Origin of the sequence: Roseovarius carneus (assembly GCF_020141465.1) — a bacterium.
GTDB classification, from domain to species: Bacteria; Pseudomonadota; Alphaproteobacteria; order Rhodobacterales; family Rhodobacteraceae; genus Roseovarius; species Roseovarius carneus.
This window is the reverse complement of record NZ_JAHSPD010000001.1, coordinates 1,854,281-1,879,139: the sequence shown is the minus strand read 5'-3', so window position 1 is coordinate 1,879,139 and position 24,859 is coordinate 1,854,281. Positions and strand designations below refer to the sequence as shown.

At 63.2% G+C, this 24,859-nt stretch carries 23 protein-coding genes and 1 pseudogene; 11 read left to right on the top strand and 13 right to left on the bottom strand.

Annotated elements, in window-relative coordinates; translation table 11 throughout:
- Window positions 1-30: 30 nt before the first annotated feature.
- From KUD11_RS09450 to ftsW, 4 genes are read right to left on the bottom strand one after another with little or no spacing between them, the layout of a single operon-like run.
- A complete protein-coding gene (locus KUD11_RS09450) occupies window positions 31-306 on the bottom strand; it encodes a DUF2484 family protein (RefSeq protein WP_109384923.1) in 276 nt (91 codons plus the stop codon).
- A complete protein-coding gene (gene murC / locus KUD11_RS09445) occupies window positions 303-1,712 on the bottom strand; it encodes a UDP-N-acetylmuramate--L-alanine ligase (protein WP_109384924.1) in 1,410 nt (469 codons plus the stop codon). The genes KUD11_RS09450 and murC overlap by 4 nt, the downstream gene beginning before the upstream one ends.
- Window positions 1,709-2,809, bottom strand: coding sequence for a UDP-N-acetylglucosamine--N-acetylmuramyl-(pentapeptide) pyrophosphoryl-undecaprenol N-acetylglucosamine transferase (locus KUD11_RS09440; protein WP_109384925.1), 1,101 nt, complete (start codon window positions 2,807-2,809; stop codon window positions 1,709-1,711). Before KUD11_RS09440 ends, murC begins: the two co-directional genes overlap by 4 nt.
- Window positions 2,806-3,972, bottom strand: a complete 1,167-nt coding sequence (gene ftsW / locus KUD11_RS09435) for a putative lipid II flippase FtsW (protein WP_109384926.1) — start codon at window positions 3,970-3,972, stop codon at window positions 2,806-2,808. The genes KUD11_RS09440 and ftsW overlap by 4 nt, the downstream gene beginning before the upstream one ends.
- A gap of 212 nt (window positions 3,973-4,184) precedes the next feature.
- On the opposite strand from ftsW, the gene KUD11_RS09430 reads away from it, so the two are divergent.
- The gene (locus tag KUD11_RS09430; protein ID WP_109384927.1) at window positions 4,185-5,372 is read left to right on the top strand and encodes a BaiN/RdsA family NAD(P)/FAD-dependent oxidoreductase; all 1,188 of its coding nucleotides are present in this window, start codon (window positions 4,185-4,187) and stop codon (window positions 5,370-5,372) included.
- 96 nt (window positions 5,373-5,468) lie between these two features.
- On the opposite strand, the gene map is transcribed toward KUD11_RS09430, so the two are convergent.
- Both map and sfsA read right to left on the bottom strand, forming a co-directional pair.
- Entirely contained in the window at window positions 5,469-6,284 is an 816-nt protein-coding gene (gene map / locus KUD11_RS09425) for a type I methionyl aminopeptidase (RefSeq protein WP_224380191.1), read from the bottom strand.
- A gap of 89 nt (window positions 6,285-6,373) precedes the next feature.
- Window positions 6,374-7,072, bottom strand: a complete 699-nt coding sequence (gene sfsA, locus KUD11_RS09420; protein WP_109384929.1) for a DNA/RNA nuclease SfsA — start codon at window positions 7,070-7,072, stop codon at window positions 6,374-6,376.
- Window positions 7,073-7,120: 48 nt separating this feature from the next.
- On the opposite strand from sfsA, the gene KUD11_RS09415 reads away from it, so the two are divergent.
- From KUD11_RS09415 to KUD11_RS09395, 5 genes are read left to right on the top strand one after another with little or no spacing between them, the layout of a single operon-like run.
- Window positions 7,121-7,840: a competence/damage-inducible protein A gene (locus KUD11_RS09415; protein ID WP_109384930.1), complete on the top strand. Its 720-nt coding sequence runs from the start codon at window positions 7,121-7,123 to the stop codon at window positions 7,838-7,840.
- Window positions 7,837-8,580: a GNAT family N-acetyltransferase gene (locus KUD11_RS09410; RefSeq protein WP_109384931.1), complete on the top strand. Its 744-nt coding sequence runs from the start codon at window positions 7,837-7,839 to the stop codon at window positions 8,578-8,580. The genes KUD11_RS09415 and KUD11_RS09410 overlap by 4 nt, the downstream gene beginning before the upstream one ends.
- Complete coding sequence (locus tag KUD11_RS09405) at window positions 8,577-9,143, top strand: peroxidase-related enzyme (protein WP_109384932.1); 567 nt, start codon at window positions 8,577-8,579, stop codon at window positions 9,141-9,143. Before KUD11_RS09410 ends, KUD11_RS09405 begins: the two co-directional genes overlap by 4 nt.
- Complete coding sequence (locus KUD11_RS09400) at window positions 9,127-10,089, top strand: OmpA family protein (protein ID WP_109384933.1); 963 nt, start codon at window positions 9,127-9,129, stop codon at window positions 10,087-10,089. The genes KUD11_RS09405 and KUD11_RS09400 overlap by 17 nt, the downstream gene beginning before the upstream one ends.
- A complete protein-coding gene (locus KUD11_RS09395; RefSeq protein ID WP_224380189.1) occupies window positions 10,086-10,586 on the top strand; it encodes a GNAT family N-acetyltransferase in 501 nt (166 codons plus the stop codon). Before KUD11_RS09400 ends, KUD11_RS09395 begins: the two co-directional genes overlap by 4 nt.
- Here the strand turns inward: KUD11_RS09395 and KUD11_RS09390 are convergent.
- Together KUD11_RS09390 and KUD11_RS09385 are read right to left on the bottom strand one after the other, a co-directional pair.
- Entirely contained in the window at window positions 10,565-10,900 is a 336-nt protein-coding gene (locus tag KUD11_RS09390) for an SH3 domain-containing protein (protein WP_109384934.1), read from the bottom strand. The two genes, KUD11_RS09395 and KUD11_RS09390, sit on opposite strands and share 22 nt — an antisense overlap.
- Window positions 10,900-13,185, bottom strand: coding sequence for an adenosylcobalamin-dependent ribonucleoside-diphosphate reductase (locus KUD11_RS09385; protein WP_109384935.1), 2,286 nt, complete (start codon window positions 13,183-13,185; stop codon window positions 10,900-10,902). Before KUD11_RS09385 ends, KUD11_RS09390 begins: the two co-directional genes overlap by 1 nt.
- 187 nt (window positions 13,186-13,372) lie before the next feature.
- Here KUD11_RS09385 and KUD11_RS09380 point away from each other — a divergent pair, with 187 nt between their 5' ends.
- The gene (locus KUD11_RS09380; protein WP_109384936.1) at window positions 13,373-13,807 is read left to right on the top strand and encodes a DUF1489 family protein; all 435 of its coding nucleotides are present in this window, start codon (window positions 13,373-13,375) and stop codon (window positions 13,805-13,807) included.
- 283 nt (window positions 13,808-14,090) lie between these two features.
- The gene (locus tag KUD11_RS09375) at window positions 14,091-14,678 is read left to right on the top strand and encodes an outer membrane protein (protein ID WP_109384937.1); all 588 of its coding nucleotides are present in this window, start codon (window positions 14,091-14,093) and stop codon (window positions 14,676-14,678) included.
- 243 nt (window positions 14,679-14,921) lie between these two features.
- Here KUD11_RS09375 and hisG read toward each other — a convergent pair whose 3' ends face one another.
- From hisG to hisS, 3 genes are read right to left on the bottom strand one after another with little or no spacing between them, the layout of a single operon-like run.
- Window positions 14,922-15,617, bottom strand: a complete 696-nt coding sequence (gene hisG, locus KUD11_RS09370) for an ATP phosphoribosyltransferase (protein WP_109384938.1) — start codon at window positions 15,615-15,617, stop codon at window positions 14,922-14,924.
- Window positions 15,614-16,702 (bottom strand): ATP phosphoribosyltransferase regulatory subunit, encoded by a 1,089-nt coding sequence (locus KUD11_RS09365; RefSeq protein ID WP_109384939.1) that lies wholly within the window; start codon window positions 16,700-16,702, stop codon window positions 15,614-15,616. Before KUD11_RS09365 ends, hisG begins: the two co-directional genes overlap by 4 nt.
- Complete coding sequence (hisS, locus tag KUD11_RS09360) at window positions 16,702-18,189, bottom strand: histidine--tRNA ligase (protein WP_109384940.1); 1,488 nt, start codon at window positions 18,187-18,189, stop codon at window positions 16,702-16,704. Before hisS ends, KUD11_RS09365 begins: the two co-directional genes overlap by 1 nt.
- Window positions 18,190-18,360: 171 nt before the next feature.
- On the opposite strand from hisS, the gene KUD11_RS09355 reads away from it, so the two are divergent.
- Window positions 18,361-18,555 (top strand): SlyX family protein, encoded by a 195-nt coding sequence (locus KUD11_RS09355; protein WP_109384941.1) that lies wholly within the window; start codon window positions 18,361-18,363, stop codon window positions 18,553-18,555.
- A 6-nt stretch (window positions 18,556-18,561) separates the two neighbouring features.
- Here the strand turns inward: KUD11_RS09355 and dnaE are convergent, their stop codons facing one another.
- Window positions 18,562-22,071 (bottom strand): DNA polymerase III subunit alpha, encoded by a 3,510-nt coding sequence (gene dnaE, locus KUD11_RS09350; RefSeq protein WP_109384942.1) that lies wholly within the window; start codon window positions 22,069-22,071, stop codon window positions 18,562-18,564.
- Between the two features lie 133 nt (window positions 22,072-22,204).
- Here dnaE and KUD11_RS15285 point away from each other — a divergent pair.
- Window positions 22,205-22,549 (top strand): annotated as a pseudogene (locus KUD11_RS15285) (ATP-binding cassette domain-containing protein); the annotation flags it as partial.
- 24 nt (window positions 22,550-22,573) lie between these two features.
- Entirely contained in the window at window positions 22,574-23,176 is a 603-nt protein-coding gene (locus KUD11_RS15280) for a DUF938 domain-containing protein (RefSeq protein WP_318010161.1), read from the top strand.
- On the opposite strand, the gene KUD11_RS09340 is transcribed toward KUD11_RS15280, so the two are convergent.
- Complete coding sequence (locus KUD11_RS09340; RefSeq protein ID WP_109384944.1) at window positions 23,164-24,831, bottom strand: amidohydrolase; 1,668 nt, start codon at window positions 24,829-24,831, stop codon at window positions 23,164-23,166. The two genes, KUD11_RS15280 and KUD11_RS09340, sit on opposite strands and share 13 nt — an antisense overlap.
- Window positions 24,832-24,859 lie beyond the last annotated feature (28 nt).

Here is a 24,859-nt window from a genome sequence, read left to right as displayed (position 1 = left end):
CTTCTTCTTTGCAAAAATACTCAAAATTCTTCACGACCGCCCAGCCCCCCCGCCCGTGCGCCCCGCAAGAAGGCCCATGACCCAGCGGCCTAGATACCGCACCGGCCAGCGCAGCATCGACATACCCGCCGCCAGCACGAAAAGCCCGACCCAAGGCCCGTTTTGGTAGGTGACAAACCCAAGGATGGGGATGCCGATTGCGATCAACCCGTAAGCCACCTTCCAGTGCATGTCCCGGCTCGGCATCATCGCCAGAAGGTTCGCACTCAACGCCCAGATACACGCAAGGATCAGGGATATGCTCATGCCGCCGCCGCCTTTTGCAGCCGTTTGGGAAGCCCCGTGGCCCAGCCACCAATCGTGCCTGCCCCGAGACACACCACCATATCGCCCGGCCCCGCCTGCTCGCGCACGAGCCGGACAAGATCATCCTCGTCGCGAATGGCGCGCGCATGGCGATGCCCGTGCCGCATGAGGCCCGCCACCAGATCATCACGGCTCGCGCCGTCAATCGGCTCTTCGCCCGCCGAGAATACATCCGTAATCGCCACCACATCCGCCTCGTTGAAACAGGCGCAGAACTCCTCAAAATGATGGCTTAGCCGGGAATATCTATGCGGCTGATGCACCGCGATGATACGGCCTTCGGTGGCTTGCCGCGCGGCTTTCAGCACGGCGGCGATCTCGGTCGGGTGGTGGCCGTAATCGTCAATAATGGTAACGCCGTCCACTTCGCCCACGCGGGTAAAGCGCCGGTTCACGCCGCCGAACGCGGCCAATGCCGCGCGGATTTCGTCGCGTTTCATACCCAAATGGCGGGCTACGGCCACGGCGCTCAGCGCGTTGGACACATTATGATCGCCGGGCATCGGCAAGGTGCAGCCCTCGATCATCAGCCCCTCGGCCTGAAGCGCTACGTCAAAATGTGCAATCCCCTTGGCATAGCGCAGGTTGACCGCGCGCACATCCGCTTGCGTATTAAACCCATAGGTCAGCACGCGCCGGTCGGTGATCTTGCCGACAAGCGCCTGCACATCCGCATCATCGGTACAGCAGACCGCAAGACCGTAGAACGGGATATTGCTCACAAAATCCTCAAAGCCTTTGTGTAGGGCTTCAACGGTGCCCCAATGCTCCATATGCTCGGGATCGATATTGGTCACGATGGCGATGGTCGCGGGCAGGCGGTTGAACGTGCCGTCGCTCTCATCGGCCTCGACCACCATCCATTCGCCCTGCCCGACGCGCGCGTTGCTCCCATACGCGTGGATGATCCCGCCGTTGACCACCGTGGGGTCGAACTTGCCGTGATCCAGAAGGGCCGCGACCATGGTAGTCGTCGTCGTCTTGCCATGGGTGCCTGCCACAGCCACGTTGGATTTGAGGCGCATCAGCTCCGCCAGCATCTCGGCCCGGCGCACGATGGGCAGACCTTTGAGGCGCGCCGCGTCCAGCTCCGGATTGCCCGGCTTGATCGCGGAGGAGATCACGACGACCTCGGCCTCCTCAATGTTCTCAGCGCGCTGCCCCTCAAAGATCAATGCACCTTTCTTGGCCAGCCGTTTGGTCAAAGCAGAGGATTTCAGATCGCTGCCCTGCACCACATAGCCGTGGTTCAAAAGCACTTCGGCAATGCCCGACATGCCGATCCCACCAATACCGATAAAATGAATTGGGCCGACATCGCCGGGAAGTTTGGTTGCTGCGTTCATGACCTGCGGCCTTTGCTGGCAAGAGTTTCGACAAGGGCAGCCAACCGCTCGGCCGCATCGGGCAAGCCGCAGCCAAGAGCCGCCTCGGCCATCTGCGCCGCACCGTCAGGGTTTGTCATAATCGTCTCGATCTGCGCGGCCAACATCTCAGTCGTGAGCGCGCTTTCCGGCAGCAAGATTGCGCCACCTGCCTGGCTGAGGGCGCGGGCATTGACGCTCTGATGGTCACCCGTGGCCGCCGCATAGGGGATCAGGATCGAGGGGCGGCCAATCACCGAGATATCCGCGACCGAGGACGCGCCCGCGCGGCTGATCACAAGCTGTGCCTCGCTCATCCGGCGCGGCACATCGCGAAAGAAGGGCTGCACCTCGGCGGTGATGCCGTGCTCGGCGTAGTAATCCGCCACGCGCACCATGTCCTCATCGCGTGCCTGATGGCTCACGCGCACGCGCGACAGCACCTCCATCGGAAGGGCCGCAATCGCGGGGGGCACCGTGTCCGACAGAACCCGCGCGCCCTGAGAGCCGCCGATCACAAGGATCTCCATCGGATAATCGCCGGGCGGGATATAGCCCGCGCCCGCCCGCTCCAACACCGAGGCGCGCACCGGGTTACCCACATGCGTGGCCTCAACACCCTCGGGCATCGCGGTCGGCCATGTGCCGCAGGCCACCGCATCGACACGGGTGGCAAACACCTGATTGACGCGGCCCAGCACGCCGTTTTGTTCATGCACCATGCGCGGACGGCGCAGGAGTGTGGCCGCCGCGAGCGCCGGAATGGACGGATAGCCACCAAAGCCCACGACCACATCGGGCTTTTCGCGTGCCATGCGCAAGGCCGCCCCCATGACGCCGCCTGCAATATGAAACGGCGCCATCGCCTTGGAGGCAAGCCCCCCGCGCGAGAACGTCGCACTGGCGACCTGCTCGATCGCCACGGCATGCGAAAACCCGCCCGTGTAGCGCGCGCCGCGCGCATCCGTGCTCAGCTTCACCCGCCATCCGCGCTTGAGCATCACCTCAGCCAGCGCCTGCGCCGGGAACATATGCCCACCCGTGCCGCCAGCGGCCATCAGCAGGAGCGGCGCGCTCATCTTCCGCGCCCTCTGAGGATATCTCCGATCTCACCTTGCGGGCGTTGGCGCGTGAATGCAAAAAGCATCCCCAACGCAATCCCTCCAGCAATCAGCGACGAGCCCCCATAGCTCACAAAGGGCAGCGTCATGCCCTTGGCCGGCAAAAGCCGCACCGCGACGCCCATATTGATCATCGCCTGCACCGCGAAAATAGCCACGAGACCGGTGCCTGCAAGGCGGATAAACGGATCGCGCTCCCGCATCAGCCGCATAAGCGACCGAACAGCGATCAACGCATAAAGAGTGATGATCACAATCACGAGAACCAGCCCATATTCTTCAGCCGCCACGGCAATAATGAAGTCGGTATGCGCATCCGGGAGTGACCATTTCACAGTGCCCTCGCCCACGCCCACACCAAAAAATCCGCCCTCGCGGATAGCGTTTGTAGCAAAACCCAACTGCGTTGTAGGGTCCAGATCGGCGCTCAGAAAGCCGTCGATGCGGCGGGCGAAATGTTCGGAGTTTGAATAGGCGACAGTGCCTGCAAAAACCACCAACCCGGCCATAATCATCAACAAAACAATCGGCGCACCCGCCACGAAATACATCACGCCCCACGCAAACAGCACCAAAGCCGCCTGTCCGAAATCAGGCTGCATCGCCAAAAACGCCACGATCACCATCGTCAGCACGAACGACCAGCTGAGCCCCGGAGGCCCGTTGATCTCGCGGCTTGCGGCCATCATCCACGCGCCCACGACGACAAAACCGGGCTTGAGGAACTCAGACGGTTGGATCGAGGCGAACCCAAGCGAATACCACCGCGTTGCCCCTTTGCCAAAATCAGTACCCAACACCGGCAACAGCATCAAAGCCACAAGCGAGATCAAAAACCCGATCACCGCCAGACGGCGTACCAGAAGCGGCGTCATCATCGACGTCAACACCATCGCCGTCATCGCAAGGCCGCCGAAAAACATCTGCCGCTGCACATAATGAAAGTGATCAAAGCCGTTCTTTTCGGCCAAGGGCGGCGACGCCGCAAAACCAAGCAAAAGCCCGATCCCAAAAAGAACAAACACGCAAGATATCGACCATTTGTCGATTGTCCGCCACCACTTGGGAAGAACGGGCTCAACTTCCCGCACCGGGACCGACCCATAGACCATCTCTGTCATGACACCACGCCGATTATTGCCTCTGAACACGCCCCTTTTCGGGATCTATGCTTTTAGTTTAACAGCACCGCGCCTTTTAGGGAAGGGCGCAAAAGCTTGTGGTGTGACTTGCAGAGCCAACTGCATAAAGCGGTGCCCCGCCACAGCACCCGGCCATCTGCGCAGGTGAGGCGTCCCTTGACCCAGCCCCCGCAATCAGGCACGCCGCCTGCATGGATGTGGATACGCTGATATTGGGCGCCGGGGCGGCGGGTATGATGTGCGCGGCACGCGGCAAAGGCCGCAGCCTTGTGATTGACCACGCCCGCGCGCCGGGCGAGAAAATCCGCATCTCCGGCGGTGGGCGTTGCAACTTCACCAACATGCATGCAGCGCCCGAAAATTTCCTGTCGCAAAACCCACATTTCTGCAAATCCGCGCTCAGCCGCTATACCCAGTGGGACTTTATAGCCCTCGTGGATCAGCACCGTATCGCTTGGCACGAGAAAACACTGGGACAGCTCTTCTGCGACACCTCTGCCAAGGACATCATCACGATGCTGCGCGCCGAGATGACGCGCGCAGGCGCAGCACTCTGGCTGCAAACGTCGCTCAAAGACCTCAGCCATGACGGCACCCACTTCCAAGCCACGCTGGAGAAAGAAGGCGCACAACGCCCTGTCACCGCGCGTCACCTCGTGCTCGCCACAGGCGGCAAATCCATCCCGAAAATGGGCGCGACCGGGCTGGCCTACGACATCGCGCAACAATTCGGCCACACGCTCACACCCACCCGCGCGGGCCTTGTGCCCTTTACCTTCCCCGAAGGCCGCTTCGCGGCCCTCTCCGGCCTCTCCGTTCCCGTGCGCGCCAGCGCCGGTGGCACAGAGTTCGAAGAAAATCTTCTCTTCACCCATCGCGGGCTTTCCGGCCCCGCGATGCTGCAAATCTCCTCCTACTGGCAAGAAGGCGCGCCGATCAGCGTCGATCTCGACCCCAAGGGCACTCTGATGGAGGCCATGCGCGCGCAACGCAGCCGATCGGGTCGCCACCAAATCAACACCGAGCTTGGCCGCCACCTCCCCGCCCGCCTCGTGCCGGTGCTGGAGGCGGAGCTGAACCTCTCATTGACCAGCAAACTCGCCGATCAATCCGACGCGGCCCTGACCGCGCTGACAGAGGGCCTGCGCCACTGGCAGCTCACCCCCGGCGGCACCGAAGGCTACCGCACAGCGGAAGTTACGATGGGTGGCGTGGACACCGATGGGCTATCATCCAAAACCATGGAAAGCCGCCACCAGTCCGGCCTCTTCATCATCGGAGAGGCGGCGGATGTCACAGGCTGGCTCGGCGGCTACAACTTCCAATGGGCGTGGAGCTCAGGCGCCGCCGCCGCAGCCGCAATCGCGGCCCGCCTTTAGCCCCCAAAGCTTCTTCTTAGTCCAAATACTCCCGCCGGAGGCGCCTTAAGCGTGGCCCAGCATTGAGTATTTATGCAAAGAAGAAAGCCTGAAAGATCACGCAGAATAGGTTGGGTGGAAAAGTCCGCCGGGCGACAGGGTGAAAATATCCACCCCATCCGACGTCACGCCGACTGAGTGCTCGAACTGCGCCGAGAGGGATTTGTCGCGCGTCACCGCGGTCCAGTCATCAGCGAGTACCTTGGTTTCGGGCCGGCCCAAATTAACCATTGGCTCAATCGTAAAGAACATGCCTTCTTCAAGCTTTGGCCCCGTGCCCGCGCGGCCATAGTGCAGCACATTGGGCGGCGCGTGAAAGACGAGACCCAGCCCATGCCCGCAAAAATCACGCACGACCGACATGCGCTGCGCCTCGACATAGGTTTGGATCGCCGCGCCGATATCGCCAAATGTGTTGCCGGGGCGCACCGCCTCGATCCCCTTCATCAGCGCGTCATGTGTGACTTCGATCAGCCGCTCGGCCCTGCGGGGCAATTTGCCTGCCACATACATGCGACTGGTATCGCCGAACCAGCCGTCCACAATCACCGTCACGTCGATGTTGAGAATATCACCATCCTTCAAGAGCTTCTCGCCGGGGATGCCGTGGCAGACCACGTGGTTCACGCTGATGCAGCTGGCGTGTTTGTAGCCCTTGTAGCCGATCGTGGCGGAAGTGGCACCAGCCTCATCCACCATCGCTTCGATCATCGCGTCCAGAGCTGCCGTGCTTTGGCCCACTTGTACCTCGGGCGCTACCCTATCGAGAATCGCAGCGGCGAGGGCGCCTGCCTTGTGCATGCCTGCGAAATCCGCATCCGAATAGATGCGAATCCCGTCCCGTGTCACGCGTCCGCGGTGCTCTTTTTTCAAGGTGGGCCTCATGCGTTTTAGCTATGGCGCGTATGTAGGGGAATTTCCGCAAAAGGGCCAGTGTTGCGCGGCCAATTACGGCACATCCTTCACAGGAGCGGCAGAAGCTCCGTCAGCGTGATGCCATCCGGGGTCGGGTGCGCGCCCAGCGCCATGATTTCCATCCCTGCCACGCGTGCCGCGTCCATAGCTGCGGCGTAGGCGGGATCAATATCGCCCGCCACACTCATATGAGTGCAATCGGAGCGTTGCACCACGTAAAGCAGCACGGCCCGCGCCCCTGTCCGCGCCACATGGGCCAACTCGTGCAAATGCCGTGCGCCGCGTGCGGTCACCGTATCGGGGAATTCTGCCAACCCAGTGCGGCGTGACAGGGTCACGGATTTCACTTCGACATAGGCGTCCACGCGCCCGGCACCGCGCAGAAGAAAGTCAATGCGGCTGGCCTCGCCGTATTTCTGTTCGGGCAGGATCTGGTCATAACCTTCGAACCCCTCAAGCCCATGCTCAAGTGCTGCGCGTACCAGCCGGTTCGCGGCCCCCGTGTCCACGCAAGCCATATGCCCCGCCTCAAGCTCGGTCAGCCGCCAGCCGTATTTCAGCTTTTTCTTGGGGTCGTCATTCGGCTCCACCCAGATCGCGGCACCGGGCTGGGCCAGCCCCGTCATCGCACCGGGGTTGGCGCAATGGGCCACAACCTCGCGCCCGTCCTCCAGCACGATATCGGCCAGAAAGCGTTTATAGCGCCGCACCAGCCGCGCCCGCATAAGAGGGGTTTGAAACCGCATGGGCGCAGGCCTATACCGGGCAGGCAGACCATTCAAGGAGCGCGTCCCATGCCGAACCCTACAGCCGCCATGCTTGTGATCGGGGATGAGATACTGTCGGGGCGCACCCGCGATGCGAATATGCACCATCTGGCCAATGCCCTGACGACCGCGGGGATTGATCTGTGCGAGGTGCGCGTGGTCAGCGACGATCCCGTGGCGATCCAGACCGCCGCCAAGGCGCTGAGTGCGGGCTTCACCCACGTCTTTACCTCCGGCGGCATTGGCCCCACCCATGATGATATCACCGCCGATAATGTGGCCGCCGCCATGGGGGCCCGCATTGACATACGCGACGACGCCCGCGCCATCCTTGCCGCGCATTACGACCGCGCGGGGATTGAGCTTAACGCCGCCCGCCTGCGTATGGCGCGCATCCCAGAGGGCGCCATACTCATCGACAATCCGGTCAGCGCGGCCCCCGGTTTCACCCTTGGCAATGTGCATGTCATGGCCGGTGTGCCCAAGATTTTCGAGGCGATGCTGGCGGGCCTTCTGCCCAGCCTCACGGGCGGCGCGCCAGTGCTGTCACAATCGCTGGAGGTGCAGCGCGGCGAGGGTGATATCGCGGGGCCTTTGGGCGATCTGGCGGCGCGCTATCCCGAACTTAGCTTCGGCTCCTACCCGTTTCAGCGCCACGGAGCATATGGCGCCAATATAGTCGTGCGGGGTCAGGACGGCGCGCAGATAGATGCGGCGATGGTCGCCCTCGCGAGGCTCTTCGCATGAGCGTGCCACGCATCACACCCGAGACACTTTACGCCGTGGTTGAGGCCACATGGCCCCCCGCCAGCACCCATGTCTGCGGCCCCTTCACGTTGCGCCAGGGCGCAGGCGGCGGCAAACGCGTGAGCGCGGCCACGGCGAGGGCGGCCGCAGGGGCGCAGAAGCGCATGGCCGCAGAGGACGCGATGCGCGCAATGGGCCAAGCCCCGCTCTTCATGATCCGCGCGGGCGAGGATGCACTCGACGCAAGCCTGGCGGAGGCAGGCTATGCAGTAATCGACCCTGTCAAAATCTACATCGTGCCCACAGGGGCATTAACCAGCCCCGCTCCACCGCGCACCGCGACATTCCACATCTGGCCTCCGCTTGAGATTCAGCGCGAGATCTGGGCCAGCGGCGGCATCGACGCCGCGCGCCTTGACGTCATGAGCCGCAGCACCTGCGCCAAGACCGCCATTCTGGGCCGCGACGGCGACCGGCCCGCAGGGACAGGATATGTGGCCCTCCACGAGGGCATTGCGATGGTCCACGCCATCGAAGTGCTGCCGCAAAACCGCCGCCGCAGCCTCGGGCGATATATGATGCAAGAGGCCGCTCTCTGGGCCAAAGCGCAAGGGGCAGGCACGCTCGCCGTCATCTGCACCGAGGCGAACACAGCCGCCAACGCGCTCTATGCAGAGCTGGGGATGACCCTCGCCGCGCGCTACCATTACCGCCACCTGCCTCAGGAGCCCGTGACATGACCGAACACCCGACCGCCCTCGACCTGCCTCAAGTCGATCCCCTGCCCGAGGGCACGCAGAAATATTTCGACATCTGCCAAGACAAGCTCGGCATGGTCCCCAACGTTTTGCGCGCCCATGCGTTCAGTATTGAAAAGCTTGACGCCTTCACCGCGCTCTACAATGAGCTGATGCTGGCGGGCAGCGGGCTCAGCAAGCTGGAGCGCGAGATGATCGCGGTCGTGGTGAGTTCCATGAACCGCTGTTGGTATTGTCAGGTCGCCCACGGCGCCGCCGTCAGGCAGCTTTCCGGTGATCCGGCATTGGGCGAGGCCATGGTGATGAACTGGCGCGCCGCCGATTTGGAGCCGCGCCACATCGCCATGCTCACCTTCGCCGAGAAGGTCACAGAGGCCAGCGCGCGCATCACCGAAGGCGACCGGCAGGCGCTGCGCGATGCGGGCTTCACCGACCACGACATCTGGGACATTGCCAATGTCACCGGGTTTTTCAACATGTCCAACCGCGTGGCCAGCGCCACGGGGATGCGCCCCAACGAGGATTACCATGCGCAGGCACGCTAGGGCGCTCGCGCTCCTCCTTGCGGTCACGGCCCTACCCGCCGCAGCCCTCGATCTGGCGCTGCCCGGCAATGGCACGCTCTCGCGCGAAGATGTGGAGGCTCCCGGCACCTACCCCCTGCCCGTCGCGCCATGGGCCGAGGGCGTGCTGCCCACGCTGGAGGTGACGGGCCGCGTCGTCACGCAAGCGTGGCGGATCGAGGCGAGTGGGCTGACCACGCTTCAGGTCATGGCCCCTCTCGCCGCCCAGCTGGATGCAGAGGGGTATGAGACGCTTTTGCGCTGCAATGGTCAGGGCTGTGGCGGATTTGATTTCCGCTTCGCAACGCCGGTGCTGCCCGCGCCGGATATGTTCGTCGATCTTTTCGACTATCGGTTTCTATCAGCCCGCAGGGTGGGCGCAAGCGGCCCTGAATACATCACCCTTCTGATCAGCCTCTCGACCAACACGGCCTATGTGCAACTGATCCACGTCGCGCCAAACGGTGCGGCGGCGCTCTCGGTGGTGACCGGCGCGCGTCCCGCAGAGGCCCCTGTTGCAGGTGGCATGGGTCCCGCACGACCCACCCCCGAGGATCTGCCCGCTGCCCTGCAAAGCGCAGGCCGCGTCATTCTTGGTGATCTCGATTTTGGCACCGGGGACGCGCAGCTGGGGGATGGGCCGTTCCCGTCGCTTACCGCACTTGGGGCGTATCTTCTGGAGGATGAGACCCGCCGCATCGCCCTTGTCGGCCACACGGATATCACAGGCGGCTTTGATACCAACGCGGCGCTGTCGCTGCGCCGGGCCGAGCTGGTCGCAGCCCGCCTGCGCGAGACATACGGCGTCCCGAGCACCCAGATCGAGGCGCGCGGCATGGCCTATCTGGCACCTATTGCGACGAACATGACGGCACAAGGCCGCGAGGCGAACCGCCGGGTCGAGGCGGTGCTGGTCTCCGGGCCGTGACCGCGCGCGCCACAACCCTGCGCCCTGCGCGGCCCGAAGATTTGGCCACGCTCACCGATATCTCGCTCCGCGCCAAGGCGCATTGGGGCTATGACGCCACATTCATGGAGGCCTGCCGCGAAGAGCTGACCGTGACCGCCGCTGATCTGCGCAACTCCGCCTATCAGGTGGCCGAGCAGAGCGGCGTTCTGATCGGTCTCTGTGGGTTGAGCGGGCCAGAGGCGGGCGCGGAAAGCTGCGAATTGCACAGTCTTTTCGTAGCGCCCGAGGCGATGGGGCATGGCGTCGGGAAAATGCTGATGAACTGGGCTATCAACGAGGCCAAACGGCGCGGGGCGACACGCATTCGCCTTGATGCAGACCCGTTCGCCGAAGGGTTCTACGCAAAAATGGGCGCGATATGCGTGGGCCGGGTGCCGTCTGCGTCGATCCGGGGGCGCAGCCTGCCTCTGATGGAGCTTACGCTCGCCCCGGCTCAGCCGTCTTCGCGCAAGTAGCGTGCCCGCGCCCAGCCGCTCTCACCCTCAAGACGCACAAGGCACCAGCGCGGCTGAAACACATGCCCTTCCGCCTCAAGCGTCTGAAACTGCTCAAAGTTGAGCGTTGGCACGCAGACCATCATCTCAATGCCGCGCGCATCGGGCCCGAGGCTACCAAGCTGCGCATATTGCGTGCCCGGACCTGCGCGCAGGTTCAGCCGATCGTCGGCAGCCACCCCTGTCACGGCCCAAGCGTCCGGGCCGTGGCCGTCCATCATCTGCGCCGCGACAGGCCCGCCGCTTAATGCGAGCGCGAGGGCCCACCAGCGCATCACCCGCATTTGGAGTACCCACAGCTGGCGCAGGTCATGCAGCCCTCGATCATGCGCATGCCGTAATCTCCGCAAGACGGGCATGCGGGGCCGAGCCCACCACCAAGGTTAACGACTTCGGCCTGCGGATCGACCTTGAGGCCCATCCCCTCGCCCGCGAGAAATCCGGTGCGCACCATGTGCTGCTCCAGGATGCCGCCAATGGCCGCCAGAATGGACGGCACGTATTTGCCCTTCATCCACGCGCCCCCGCGCGGATCGAACACGGCCTTCAATTCCTCCACGACAAAACTCACATCGCCGCCCCTGCGGAACACCGCCGAGATCATCCGGGTGAGCGCCACAGTCCACGCGAAATGCTCCATGTTCTTGGAGTTGATGAACACCTCAAACGGCCTGCGCCGCCCGCCAAGGATCACGTCATTGACGGTGATGTAGATCGCATGATTGCTGTCGGGCCATTTCAGCTTGTAGGTCTGCCCCTCCAGCGTTTCAGGGCGGTCCAGCGGCTCGGACATATAGACGACCTCAGCCCCCTCATGTTGGTAATCGCGCACCTGTGCCGGGGCCTCGCCGGGGGCAACATCGGCGCTCTCGGAGACGCTCAGCACGCTACCGGTCACGTCATTGGGCCGGTATGTGGTGCAGCCTTTGCAGCCCAGATCCCATGCCTGCATATAGACCTCTTTGAAGGCCTCAAAGGAGATGTCCTCGGGGCAGTTGATCGTCTTAGAGATCGAGCTGTCGACCCATTTTTGCGCCGCCGCCTGCATCCGCACATGATCGGCGGGCGGCAGCGTCTGGGCATTCACGAAATACTCCGGCAGGGGTGCGTCGCCGAACTTTTCACGCCAGAGGGCCACGGCGTAATCCACGACCTCTTCCTCGGTGCGGCTGCCATCCTTCTGGAGCACTTTGCGGGTGTAGGAATAGGCAAAGACCGGCTCAATCCCGCTGCTCACATTGCCCGCATAAAGGCTGATCGTGCCAGTGGGCGCGATTGACGTGAGCAAAGCGTTGCGGATGCCATGCACGGCCACGGCAGCGCGCACATCTTCGTCCATCATCTGCATCGTGCCACTGCAGAGGTAGCCTTCGGCGTCGAATAACGGGAACGTGCCTTTTTCGCGGGCCAGATCCACGGACGCGAGATAGGCCGCCCGCGCAATCGCGCGCAGCCACGCCTCCGTCTGCGCCGCCGCCTCTTCCGAGCCATAGCGCAGACCGACCATCAAAAGCGCGTCGGCCAGCCCCGTGACCCCCAGCCCGATCCGGCGCTTCGCCTTCGCCTCGCGCGCCTGCTCTGGCAAGGGGAACTGGCTCGCGTCGACCACATTATCCATCATCCGCACGGCCACGGCGACGAGATCATTGAGCGCAGCCTCATCCATAGCGGCATCAGCTTCAAATGCGTCCCGCACCAGCTTCGCCATGTTGATCGAGCCCAGCAAACACGCGCCATAGGGGGGCAAAGGCTGCTCGCCGCACGGGTTGGTGGCGGCAATCGTCTCGCAGTAATTCAGGTTGTTGGCCGCATTGATCCGGTCGATGAAAATCACGCCTGGCTCGGCATAATCATAGGTCGCTTGCATGATGCGGTTCCAAAGATCGCGCGCCTGCAATGTGCGGTAGACCTTGCCGTCAAACACAAGCTCCCAAGGGCCGTCGGCCTTCACCGCGTCCATGAAAGGATCGGTGATCAGGACGCTGAGGTTGAAGTTCCGAAGCCGCGCCGCATCGGATTTGGCGGCGATGAACGCCTCCACATCCGGATGATCACAGCGCATCGTGGCCATCATCGCGCCGCGCCGTGCGCCTGCGGACATGATTGTGCGGCACATCGCGTCCCACACATCCATGAAGCTGAGCGGCCCCGAGGCGTCCGCCCCCACGCCTTTCACATCTGCGCCCTTGGGGCGGATGGTGGAGAAATCATAGCCGATGCCGCCGCCCTGCTGCATGGTCAGGGCCGCCTCGCGCAACCCGTCGAAAATGCCGCCCATATCGTCCGGCACGGTCCCCATAACGAAGCAATTAAAGAGCGTGACCTTGCGCCCGGTGCCCGCCCCGGCGGTGATCCGGCCTGCAGGCAGAAACTTGAAATCTTCCAAAGCCTCGTAAAACCGCTCTTCCCAGACCTCAGGCTCCTCCTCAACCACGGCCAAGGCCCGCGCAATCCGCCGCCAGCTATCCTCCAGCGTCGCATCCCCCTGCCCCTCGGCAGGTGTGAAGCGATACTTCATATTCCAGATTTGTTCAGCAATCGGGGCAGAAAAACGTGTCATGGCACAGCATCCGAGGGCATGTTCGGGGAGCGTTCACACTATGCTGAGGCGGCGCCGAGGTCAAGAATTTCCAGACGCGCCAGGCCGGACAAAACGCGGCGCGGCCCAGCGTCTTACCCCGATATACGGCACACCGATACTGCCACACCCCATTGCGCTTGGGCGCGAATCCCCTGAGGCTTGGCACATGACAGCGCCCCTCAACATCATCAAGCTCAGCGTCGGCACCCAAAGCGTCGAGGATCTGGCCGCGTGGCACGCAAATCCGCGCGCCAAAGGGGCCGACGGACATCCCCGCCACGTCACACGGATGTGGCCGCGCCGGGAGGACGAGCTGCTTTCGGGCGGTGGCTCGGTGTTTTGGGTCATCCAAGGCGTGATCCAGTGTCGCCAGAAGATCATCCGGCTGGACGAAGTTATCGGCTCAGACGGTATCCGCCGCTGCGCCATCGTGCTGGAGCCGGAGCTGATCCGTACCAGCGCTGCGCTCAAACGCCCGTTTCAGGGGTGGCGCTATCTCAAAGGGGCTGATGCGCCGCTCGATCTGGCCAAGGGGCGAGAGGCCGAAGACGCTTTACCGCCCGGCCTGTCTGCGGCACTTTCGGATATCGGTGTTCTGTGACAGACACACAGGCGGTTCCTTGCAGCAACACCAGCAAGAAACTGCCGGCCCGCTCAGACGCATGGCCCAAAAATCAGCCTCATGATAAAAAACGATAATTTACGCCATCCGGCAGCAACTCGCTGAGCCGAATGCTTATCTGGCAAAAACCCGCGCATGATCACTCACATTGAGTTGATCCGCCGAGACCCACTCCCCCCTTGCCCTTTTCGCTCAAGAAACAAAATAGGAAGCATGAGGCGGCAAAGAGGTCGCCCTGAGCAGATTATGAGAGGATATCACTATGAAAACGACATTCGCCATTGCCGCGGCAGCCATGATTGCCGCCGGTCCCGCCCTTGCAGGTTCCAAAGCGGAGCCCGTGATGGAGCCCGCGCTGGCGCCCGTCGCTGTACCCCCAGCCCCCACCAGCCCTGACTGGACCGGCTTCTACGCAGGTGGTCAGCTTGGCTATGCCACTGTTGATACCAACGTCGCGGGTGTTGATGGCGACGGCGTCATCGGCGGCCTTACCGTTGGTTACGACTATGACTTCGGTCAATGGGTCATCGGTGCTGGTGCTGATTACGACTGGACCGACGTCAGCCTCAACGCGACCACGGACCTCGACAGCGTCTGGCGCTTGAAGCTGCGCGGCGGCTACAAGATCGGCAACGGTCTGCTCTACGGGACGGGTGGTTACGCCCAAGCCGACACCAACTCGCTGGGTAGCGACGATGGCTACTTCGTCGGCGCTGGCTACGAGCATCTGGTTGCCCAGAACATCTCGCTCGGCGCCGAAGTTCTCTACCACGAGTTTGACAACTTCAACAACTCGACCTTGGACGTTGAAGCAACCACCGTCCAGGCCCGCGCAACGTTCCGCTTCTAAAGCATATACCTTATGCCTAAAGTGTTTCGCCTTAAACTTGAGGCACTCAACTGAGGCGAACTGCGCGGAACGCTCAACTGATGAGCTTGCGAAAACGACCCCCCTACCCCCGGTTCCGGCCGAGGGGTAGGGGCCTTCTCCAGACACCGCGCTAACGCGATGGGATCGAGCGTCACACCAAGCACCGGCTCTTGGGGCAGCGCCTAGACCGCATCTTCAAGCTCCGGCAAGCGGGGTTGCGCCTCAATCGACGCGCAACCGCTCCAGAAGGGCTGACATCACGGCGCGCTCCGCATCGGTCATATCCGCCTGACGCGCGCGGAAAAGCGTGGCCTGACTGCGCAGGATAAGCCCATCGTCCAAAAGCTTGAGGTGATTGGCGCGCAGGGTGTCCCCGCTCGACGTGATATCGGCTACGGCCTCGGCGGTCTCGTTCTTGACCGTGCCTTCCGTGGCGCCTTGGCTGTCGATCAGCACGTAATCCGCCACGCCCGCCTCGCGCAGGAATTCCCGCACCAGCCGGTGATATTTCGTCGCAATCCTCAGCCGCATCCCGTGCCGCGCGCGAAACGCAGCCGCCACTGCGTCAAGATCATCCAGCGTGCCCACATCGACCCATGCATTCGGCACCGCCAGCACCAGATCGGCATGGCCAAAGCCAAGCTCCGCCATCACCTCAACCCGCTCAGACCAGACGCTGAGCTTTTCGCGCACCAGATCCGTGCCCGTCACGCCCAGATGAATGTGCCCGGCAGCAAGCTCGCGCGGAATCTCCCCGGCCGAGAGCAGGATCAGCTCAACGCCGTCGATCCCTGTCACCTCGCCCGCATATTCCCGGTCCGACCCGCTGCGCCCAAGGCCCACGCCGCGCGCGCCGAACCACTCAAAGGTTTTCTCCATCAACCGCCCTTTGGAGGGCACACCCAGCCGGATACTCATGCCTCTGCCCCCTGCCCGCGCAGCGCGCATACCAGCCCCGGACGGATCACACCGCCCACTGCCGGGATCTCGCGCCCGCGCCCCAATTGCCGGGTCAGCGCGTCATAACGCCCGCCCGTGGCGACAGGCGGCAGATCGGGCCGTGCCTCGCAGGTAAATCCAAAGACGAACCCGTCATAATATTCCATCTGCGTGCGCCCGTAGGACGCCTCAAAGGGCAGCGTGTCCACATTGATCCCCCGCGCCGCCAGCGCCTCAAGCCGCGCCTCGACCCCGGCCACCGCCTCGGCGATCGCGGGCATGTCCACGGCGATATCATGAAGCCGCGCCAGCGCGTTGGGGGCCGTCTCGCGCACGGCCAAGATCGCATCGAGAAGCGCCACCTCCCCCTCAGCCAGCGGCGGTGTTACCGCATCCGCGCGCAGCACCTCGATCCGCGCCGCAATCTCCGCCGCCCCGCGCAACCCGATCATGGGCCCCGCACCCGCCATCGGATCATCCGCCGCCAGAAGGGCCGCCCGCGAAGCGGGCACAGCGACGCGCCCCGCAAACCGCTCAAGCAACTGGCGAAACCGCCGGGGCCGCCACAAATGCCGCCGGAGCGCTGCCTTGCGCGCATCGCTTGTGCTTAGCCCCTCGACGGCGGCGCGCAGAATGCCGATGTCGCCGGTGGCGGCCCGCAGCTCCAATGGCAACAGAATATCGTGAATGAGTGCGAAAACCTCCGCATCGCAAGCCGCAGCAGCCCCCCGCTCAAACACCTCATACCCCACCTGCATGTATTCCGAGGCGCGCGCCGCATCCTCTTCCTGGCGGCGAAACACTTCGCCCGCATAGGTATAGCGCGCGGGCTCCGCACCCTCGGCCATATGCATCTCGACCACAGGCACGGTGAAATCCGGGCGCAGCATCTGCTCCCCCTTCAGCGGGTCCGAGGTCACATAGGCGCGCGCGCGCATATCCTCGCCATAAAGGTCCAAAAGCGTGGCCGCGGGCTGCAAGATACCCGTCTCGACCACAGCCGCCCCCGCCGCCTCAAAAAGGTCCCGCAGGCGCGCCGCCTCTGCTCTGACCTCGGCCCGCATCACCGCTGGCTTTCCAAAATCTCAAGCACCTTCGCGACCAATTGATCGCGCGGCACCTCAAACTGGCTGGGCCGCTCTTTCCACTCCTCAAGGGTGGCGCTCTGGGCGATCTGCGCCCCGAGGATGAGGTCTTTCACCTGCACCACGCCGCGCGCCGCCTCGTCCTCGCCCTCGATCACGGCAATCGGGCTGCCGCGCTTATCGGCGTATTTCAACTGATTACCGAACGCTTTGGGATTGCCGAGATACACTTCCGCCCGGATGCCCGCGCTGCGCAATTCGCCCACCATGCTCTGATAGGCCGCCATCCGGCCCCGGTCCATCACGGTCACAACCACAGGACCCGCAGACGGTGCACCGGCCTGCCCCTGCGCGCGCAGAGCGGCCAAAAGACGATCCACGCCAATGCTCACCCCCGTGGCCGGCACCGCCTGACCGGTGAAGCGTTTGACCAGATCATCATACCGCCCGCCGCCTGCCACGCTGCCAAACTGCCGTTTGCGGCCCTTCTCGTCGAGAATATCAAAAGTCAGCTCCGCCTCGAAGACAGGCCCGGTATAATAGCCAAGGCCCCGCACCACGGATGGGTCAATGATGATACGGTCGGGGCCATAACCCTGCGCCGCCAAAAGCTCCGCGATCTCCTCAAGCTCGGCGACGCCCTCAAGCCCCGCCGCCGATCCCGCCACAGCCGCACGCAGATTGGCCAGCGTCTCGCGCGCATCCGCACCCTTTGAGGTCAAAAACGCGAGCACCGGCCCTGCCTGCTCCTCGCTCAGACCGATCCCGTCGATATAGGCACCAGACGCATCAAGCCGCCCCTTGCCCAAAAGCTCTGCAACACCAGCGGCACCAACCTTGTCAAACTTGTCGATCGTGCGCAAAACCGCATCGCGCTCTGCACCATCCGTAAGACCTGTGGCTTCCAAAACCCCATTCAACACTTTCCGATTATTCACCCGCACAACATAGTCGCCGCGCGCAATCCCCACCGTCTCCAGACAATCAGACAGCATCGCGCAAATCTCTGCATCCGCCGCCACGCTTGCCGCGCCAACCGTATCCGCATCGCATTGATAAAACTGCCGGAACCGACCCGGCCCCGGCTTCTCGTTGCGCCAGACAGGCCCCATCGCATAGCGCCGATAAGGCGTCGGTAAATCATTGCGGTGCTGCGCATAAACCCGCGCCAGCGGCGCCGTCAGATCATAGCGCAGCGCCAGCCAATCGCCGGCCTTGTCGCCACCACCCTCCTCCTGCCACGCAAACACCCCCTCATTGGGCCGGTCCACATCGGGCAAGAACTTCCCCAGCGCCTCCACCGTCTCAACGGCGGAACTGTCCAGCGCATCAAACCCATAGCGGTGATAGACCTGCGCAATCGCCTCCAGCATCCGCGCCCGCTCGACCACATCGGCCCCGAAATAATCGCGGAAGCCTTTGGGCGTTTCGGCCTTGGGGCGAGGGGTCTTTTTAGGCTTGGCCATCTGATCACACCTTCCGTGCACGTTTGCCGCGCGGTCTACCGGATGCACCCTGCCGGGGCAAGCGCGCGCCCTGCCCTTCTTCTTTGCCCAAATACTCAAACTTCGGCCCGCGCTGCACAGGCCCCGGCGCGAGGGATTGACGCGGAACGCCCCAAAGCCTACCTCGCTCTCATGGAACATCTCGAAGAAAAAATCGCCCACCTGATGCGCAGCGTCGATGATCTCTCGGACGTGGTCGCGCGCCAACAGAGCGAGATCGACCGCCTCACCCGCCGCACCGAGATGCTGATCAGCCGCGAGGCCGAGCGCGAAAGCGCCATGGGCGGTCAGGTCACTTTGGGCAATGAGCGCCCGCCGCATTACTGAGCCGCGTTAAAGGTCCTCGACATCGATCACGCCCTCAAGGCTCTTGATCGCGCCCTTGATCTGCGGATTGACCGGAAAATCCCGCCCCGCCGACAGCTCCACCTCACCCGGCAAATCCGGCCCGCTGAGGCAAAACTGCACCGGGCCGGGCCGGGCTTTGGACGCGCCGCGCGCGCCTTCCAGCACGTTGGCCACGGCGCTGAGGACATCCGGCGCCTCGATATATATCCGCAGACCCATCGCGCCTGCATCCGCCACGATCCCATCAATCGGTGCGACCGCACGGGCCAGAAGCTTGAGCTGCTCGGCCTCCATCGTCGCCTCGACGGTTATGACAAGCTGCGCGCCCGTTTCCAGATGGGGCCGCGATTTCTCCAGCGTCTCGGAAAACATCGTAACCTCATAGCCGCCCGTCGTGTCGCTCAGCTGCACAAAGGCAAAGCGGTTGCCGCGCGCTGATTTACGCTCCTGCCGCCCGGCCACGACCCCGGCCATCTTGACCACAGCGGGCGCGCGCGCGGCCTGCACCATCACCTCGTCCAGCGTCTTGATTTCTTTGCGCTTCAGGATCGCCATGTAATCGTCCAGAGGATGGCCAGACAGATAGAATCCCACCGCCTTGAACTCCTCTGTCAGCCGCTCGGCGGGCAGCCAATCCTCGGCCCCGCTCAGGCGCGGCTCGGGCAGATCGTCGCCCGCCTCCCCAAAGAGCGAAACCTGAGCCGAGCTTTTCTGATCATGGATCGCCGCCGAGTAATTCGTGAGCGCCTCGACACTCTCGAACATCCGCCGCCGGTTTCGGTCCAACTGATCAAACGCCCCGGCGCGGGCAAGCATCTCCAAGGGCCGCTTGCCAATCCGTTTGAGGTCAACCCGCCGGGCAAAGTCAAAGACCGTGGCAAAAGGCTTCTCGACCCCTTCGATCCGCCGCCCTTCGCAGATCAGCTTCATCGCCTCCACGCCAACATTTTTGAGCCCGCCCAGCGCGTAATGCAGCGTGCCATCGCGGACCACAAATGTGGCCTCCGAGCGGTTCACGCAAGGCGGCGCATAGGGCAGCTCCAGCCCCTTTTTCACTTCCTCGAAATACACCGCCAGCTTATCCGTGAGGTGGATATCGCAATTCATCACACCGGCCATGAACTCCACCGGGTGATTGGTTTTCAGCCATGCGGTCTGGTAGCTGACCACCGCATAGGCCGCCGCGTGGGATTTGTTGAAGCCGTAATTGGCGAACTTATCCAGAAGGTTCCAAACCTCCATCGCCTTGTCCTTGTCAACGCCGTTTTCGGCGGAACCTTTGAGGAATTTGGGCCGCTCCGCATCCATCGCGGCCTGAATTTTCTTACCCATCGCACGGCGCAGAAGGTCCGCACCGCCCAGCGAGTAGCCCGCCATTTCCTGCGCGATCTGCATCACCTGCTCTTGGTAGACGATGATGCCTTGGGTCTCGTCGAGGATATGATCGACAGATGGATGCAGGTTCTCGCGCGCGCTCAGCCCGTTCTTCACCTCGCAATATTTCGGGATATTCTCCATCGGACCGGGCCGGTAAAGTGCGACAAGCGCCACGATATCCTCGATGCAATTGGGCTTCATCCGCTTGAGGGCATCCATCATGCCCGAGCTTTCCACCTGAAACACCGCCACGGTCTTGGCGCTGGCGTAAAGCTTATACGTCGCCTCATCATCCAGAGGGATCGCACCGATATCGTTCTCGGCCCCTTCGGGCGGCTGGTAAAGCTCGGTCCCATCCGCCTTGAGGTGCAGCGCGCCGCCCCCCGCAAGGATCTGCTCCACCGCGTTTTGCACGACCGTGAGGGTTTTGAGACCCAGAAAGTCGAACTTCACCAGCCCCGCCTGCTCCACCCATTTCATGTTGAACTGCGTGGCGGGCATATCCGCGCGCGTATCTTGGTAGAGCGGCACAAGCGCATCCAGAGGGCGGTCCCCGATCACCACGCCGGCGGCGTGGGTCGAGGCATTGCGTAAAAGCCCCTCCACCTGCATCCCGTATTTCAAAAGGCGGTCCACGACCTCCTCATTGCGGGCCTCCTCGCGCAGACGGTCCTCCTGGGCTAGCGCCTGCTCGATGCTCACGGGCTTTACGCCCTCGACGGGGATCATCTTGCTGAGGCGATCCACCTGCCCATATGGCATCTGCAAGACCCGGCCAATGTCGCGCACGGCGGCCTTGGAGAGCAAAGCACCAAAGGTGATGATCTGCCCCACCCGGTCGCGGCCATATTTTTCCTGCACATATTGGATCACCTCCTCGCGGCGATCCATGCAGAAGTCGATGTCAAAATCGGGCATCGAGACCCGCTCGGGGTTCAGGAAACGCTCGAACAAGAGCGAGTAACGCAGGGGATCAAGATCGGTGATCGTCAGCGCATAGGCCACAAGGCTGCCCGCGCCCGAACCACGACCGGGACCTACCGGAATGTCGCGATCCTTGGCCCATTTGATGAAGTCTGCCACGATCAGAAAATAGCCCGGAAATCCCATCCCCTCGATGATGCCAAGCTCGAAGTCCAGCCGCGCTTCATACTCCTGGACGCTCGCCGCATGGGGGATCACTTTGAGACGCTCAACCAGCCCCTCTTTGGATTGGCGGCGCAGCTCCTCAATCTCGTTATCGGCAAATTTCGGCAGTATCGGATCACGGCGATAAGCCGCGAACGCACAGCGCCGGGCGATCTCGATCGTGTTCTCCAGCGCCTCGGGCAGATCGGCAAAAAGCGTGACCATCTCGCGCGGTGTCTTGAAGTAATGCTGCGGCGTGAGGCGGCGGCGCGGCGCGGATTGATCGACATAAGCGCCATCGGCCACGCAGAGCATGGCGTCATGGGCCTCATACATCTTTTCTTTGGGGAAATAGACGTCATTTGTGGCCACGATAGGCAGGTCCATCGCATAGGCCATCTCGATATGGCCCTGCTCGGTCAGGCGCTCTGCCTCAGGCGCGCCGCCCTCGCCGGGATGACGTTGCAACTCCACATAAAGCCTGTCGCCAAAGATCGCGGCCAGCCGTGTCATCAAAGCCTCCGCCGCAGGGCGCTGCCCGCCGTACAGGAGCCGCCCGATCGGGCCCTCCGGCCCGCCCGTGAGACAGATGAGACCCGCGCCATGCGCCTCCAGATCCTCCAGCGTGATATGGGGCAATTGCGCGTCCCCGCGCAGATAAAGCGCGGAATTAAGCTTCATCAGGTTCTCATAGCCTGCCTCGTTTTGCGCCAGCAAAACAAGGGGCGCGCGGGGGCGGGCTTGTTCTCCTGGGGCGGCGTCGAGATAGGCGAGATCCATCTGGCAGCCCATGATCGGCTGTACCCCGGCCTCCGCCGCAGAGACGGCGAATTCAAGGGCCGCGAACATGTTATTTGTGTCCGTAACGGCCACAGCGGGCATGCCCGCATCGATGCACATCTGCGGCAGTTTCTTCAGCCGCACCGCCCCTTCCAGCAAGGAATACTCGGTGTGCAGACGCAGGTGGATGAATCGCGGATCATTGCTCATACGTGCCAGCCTAACGCAGGCTCAGCCCCCCCACCAGAGGGGCTTTGCGTGGCACGCGGGCTCTGCTAGAAGGGGGCGCGCGGCACGGGTTGAGGAGGCATGATTTGAGCAGGCATGGCGTGAGCGACCCCCTTTGCGCCTGAATGGTCTGAGCAAGGCCTATGCCGGCGTCATCGCCAACGAGGATGTGAGCCTTGAGATTACCCCCGGCGAGGTCCGTGCGCTTCTAGGCGAAAACGGCGCGGGCAAATCCACGCTTGTGAAAATAATCTACGGTCTGGTGCGAGCCGCTAGCGGCACCATGCAGCTTTCCGGCGCGCCCTTCGCCCTGGCCACGCCACGCGCCGCCGGCATCGCCATGGTGTTTCAGCATTTCTCCCTGTTCAATGCGATGAGCGTGGCCGAGAATGTGGCGCTCGGCATGGAAGACCCACCCCGCCTGCGTGATCTGGCCGAGCGTATCCCCAATGCCTCCCAAGCCACCAGCGGCGCGGATGGCCGCATGAACGCACCCGCCGCGGCGCGCAATGCCGCCGTGATCACCGCCGTGATGCAGGAGATCACGCCGCTTCGCGGACGCGCGCTGGAGATTGCCAGCGGCACGGGCCAGCATGTGGTGCAATTCGCAGCCGCCCTGCCCGAACTCATGTGGCAACCGACCGAGCCAGACGCGATGCGCCGCCTCAGCATTGATGCCTACGCCCTGCGCGCAGGGCTGCCAAACCTGCGCCCGGCTCTGCATCTGGATGCGGCCAAACCGGGATGGCACAAGGACCATTACGGCCAGGACCTGATCGTAATGATCAACCTGTTGCACCTGATTTCCGAGGCTGAGGCACAGACGGTGATCCATGAGACCGCCCGTGCGTTGGCGCCCGGCGGGCGCTTTTTGCTCTATGGGCCCTTCTTGCGGGATGGTCGTGCCACCTCCGAAGGTGACGCCGCCTTTCACGCATCCCTGCGCGCATCGGACCCGGAGATCGGCTACAAGGACACGGCCCAGATCGGGGCATGGGCCGAGGCGGCGGGCCTCATCAAGCCGACATGGCGCAAAATGCCCGCCAACAACCTGATGCTGATCATCGAAGCCCCTCAGCCCGAATAGGTTACCCGCCCGCCGCAGATCGTCATCACGGGCCGGGCTGCATGCAATTGCTCGGGCGCTTCCGCCTCAAGATCGCGGTCCATGATCACCACATCGGCCATCTGCCCTGCCACCAATTGCCCCTTGCGGCCCTCGCGGAACGCCACCCACGCATTGCCTGCCGTATAGCTCTCCAGCGTGTCGAGCAGCGATTGCGCGCGAATATCCCACCCTGCGCCCAGATCGACAGGGGCCACAGCGGCCTGCACATTGCCCATCACATCGACGGGAACAACGGGCCAATCGGTCGAGAACACCATCCGCGCGCCCGCATCGCGCAGCCTTTGCCACGCAAACGCATAGGGAAGCTGGTCGTCATACATCACCGTATCCCGGTCATAGGGCGGGAAATAGCCGCCAAACGCCGCGTGGCGCGGCTGCATTGAAGCGACCGCTCCAAGCTCTGCGAGGCGGGGAATATCCGCGGGGTCAATCAGCTCAATATGCTCGATCCGGTGGCGGCTATCGCGCGCACCGTTGGCTTTGCGTGCAGCCTCATACCCATCCAGCGTGCGCCGCACGGCCAGATCGCCAATCGCATGGACCGCAATTTGCAGGCCCAGCGCGTCGATCCGGCGGCACGCTTCGTTGAAATGCTCAGGCTCAAACACCGCCTCGCCAATCACACCGGGCGTGTCGGGATAATCGCGCAACATCAGCGCCGTGCGCGTCTCCATCACGCCGTCCATGAACATTTTCACCCGGCCCGACCAGAGCGTGTCGGAGTTATACCGCCTGCGCATCTCATCGGCTTCCGCGATCCGCTCCAGCGGGTCATAATTCTTCAGATGCATCGGGATTTCCATCCGGCATGCCAGACCGCCCGCCGCCTCGATCTCGCTCAGAAGCTCAAGCTGATAGAAATTCCCGTCCATATTATGCATCGTCGTGATGCCAAAAGAGGCCGCGTGTTTCAGCCCCTTTGTGATCAGCGCGCGGTCAGAGGCGCGCTCTGCCTCGGTCGCGGGCGGCTCGGGCTCCGCGCCGGTGACATAGCCCAGCATCTCGCGCCCACCGGTGCGCGAGAGTTGCAAGACAGGCCCGAACGCACCCGTCTCCAGCAACTCACCTGTCGCCTTCCCATCCTCACCCATCACAATGATGCTGCCCTCGGGCACGGGCGCGCCGTGCAAAAGCCCCGCCGCCTCAAGCGCCATCGTATTCGCCCAGACCGTGTGGATATCGGGCGCCAGAAGCGCCAAAGGCCGGTCCGGCATAATGTCATCGAGATCGGCGCGGGTCGGGTTGCGCCCGATCATGAGACCATAGCTTGTCCCCGTGCCCACAATCAGCGGCTCGTCTGGGTTATCCGCTGCGTAGCGCCGCACTGTGTCGCGCACGGCCTCAAACCCCATCACACCGTCCATGGTCATAAACTCAAGCGCGGCGGAGCCTTGGAAGAGATGCACATGGCTGTCGATGAACCCCGGCAAAACCGTGCTGCCGCCAGCATCAACAATGTCGGCCCCCGGCCCGGCCAAGGCGCGCATCTCGGCGGTGCTGCCCACGGCAAGAATCACGCCACCTGCCATCGCCACGGCCTCGGCGCGCGGTGCGCTCGCGTCCATGGTCAAAACCCGCCCGTTGACGATCACTCTGTCTGCCTGATGCGCCATGCGGAGCCCTTCCTTTTGCGCTAAAATA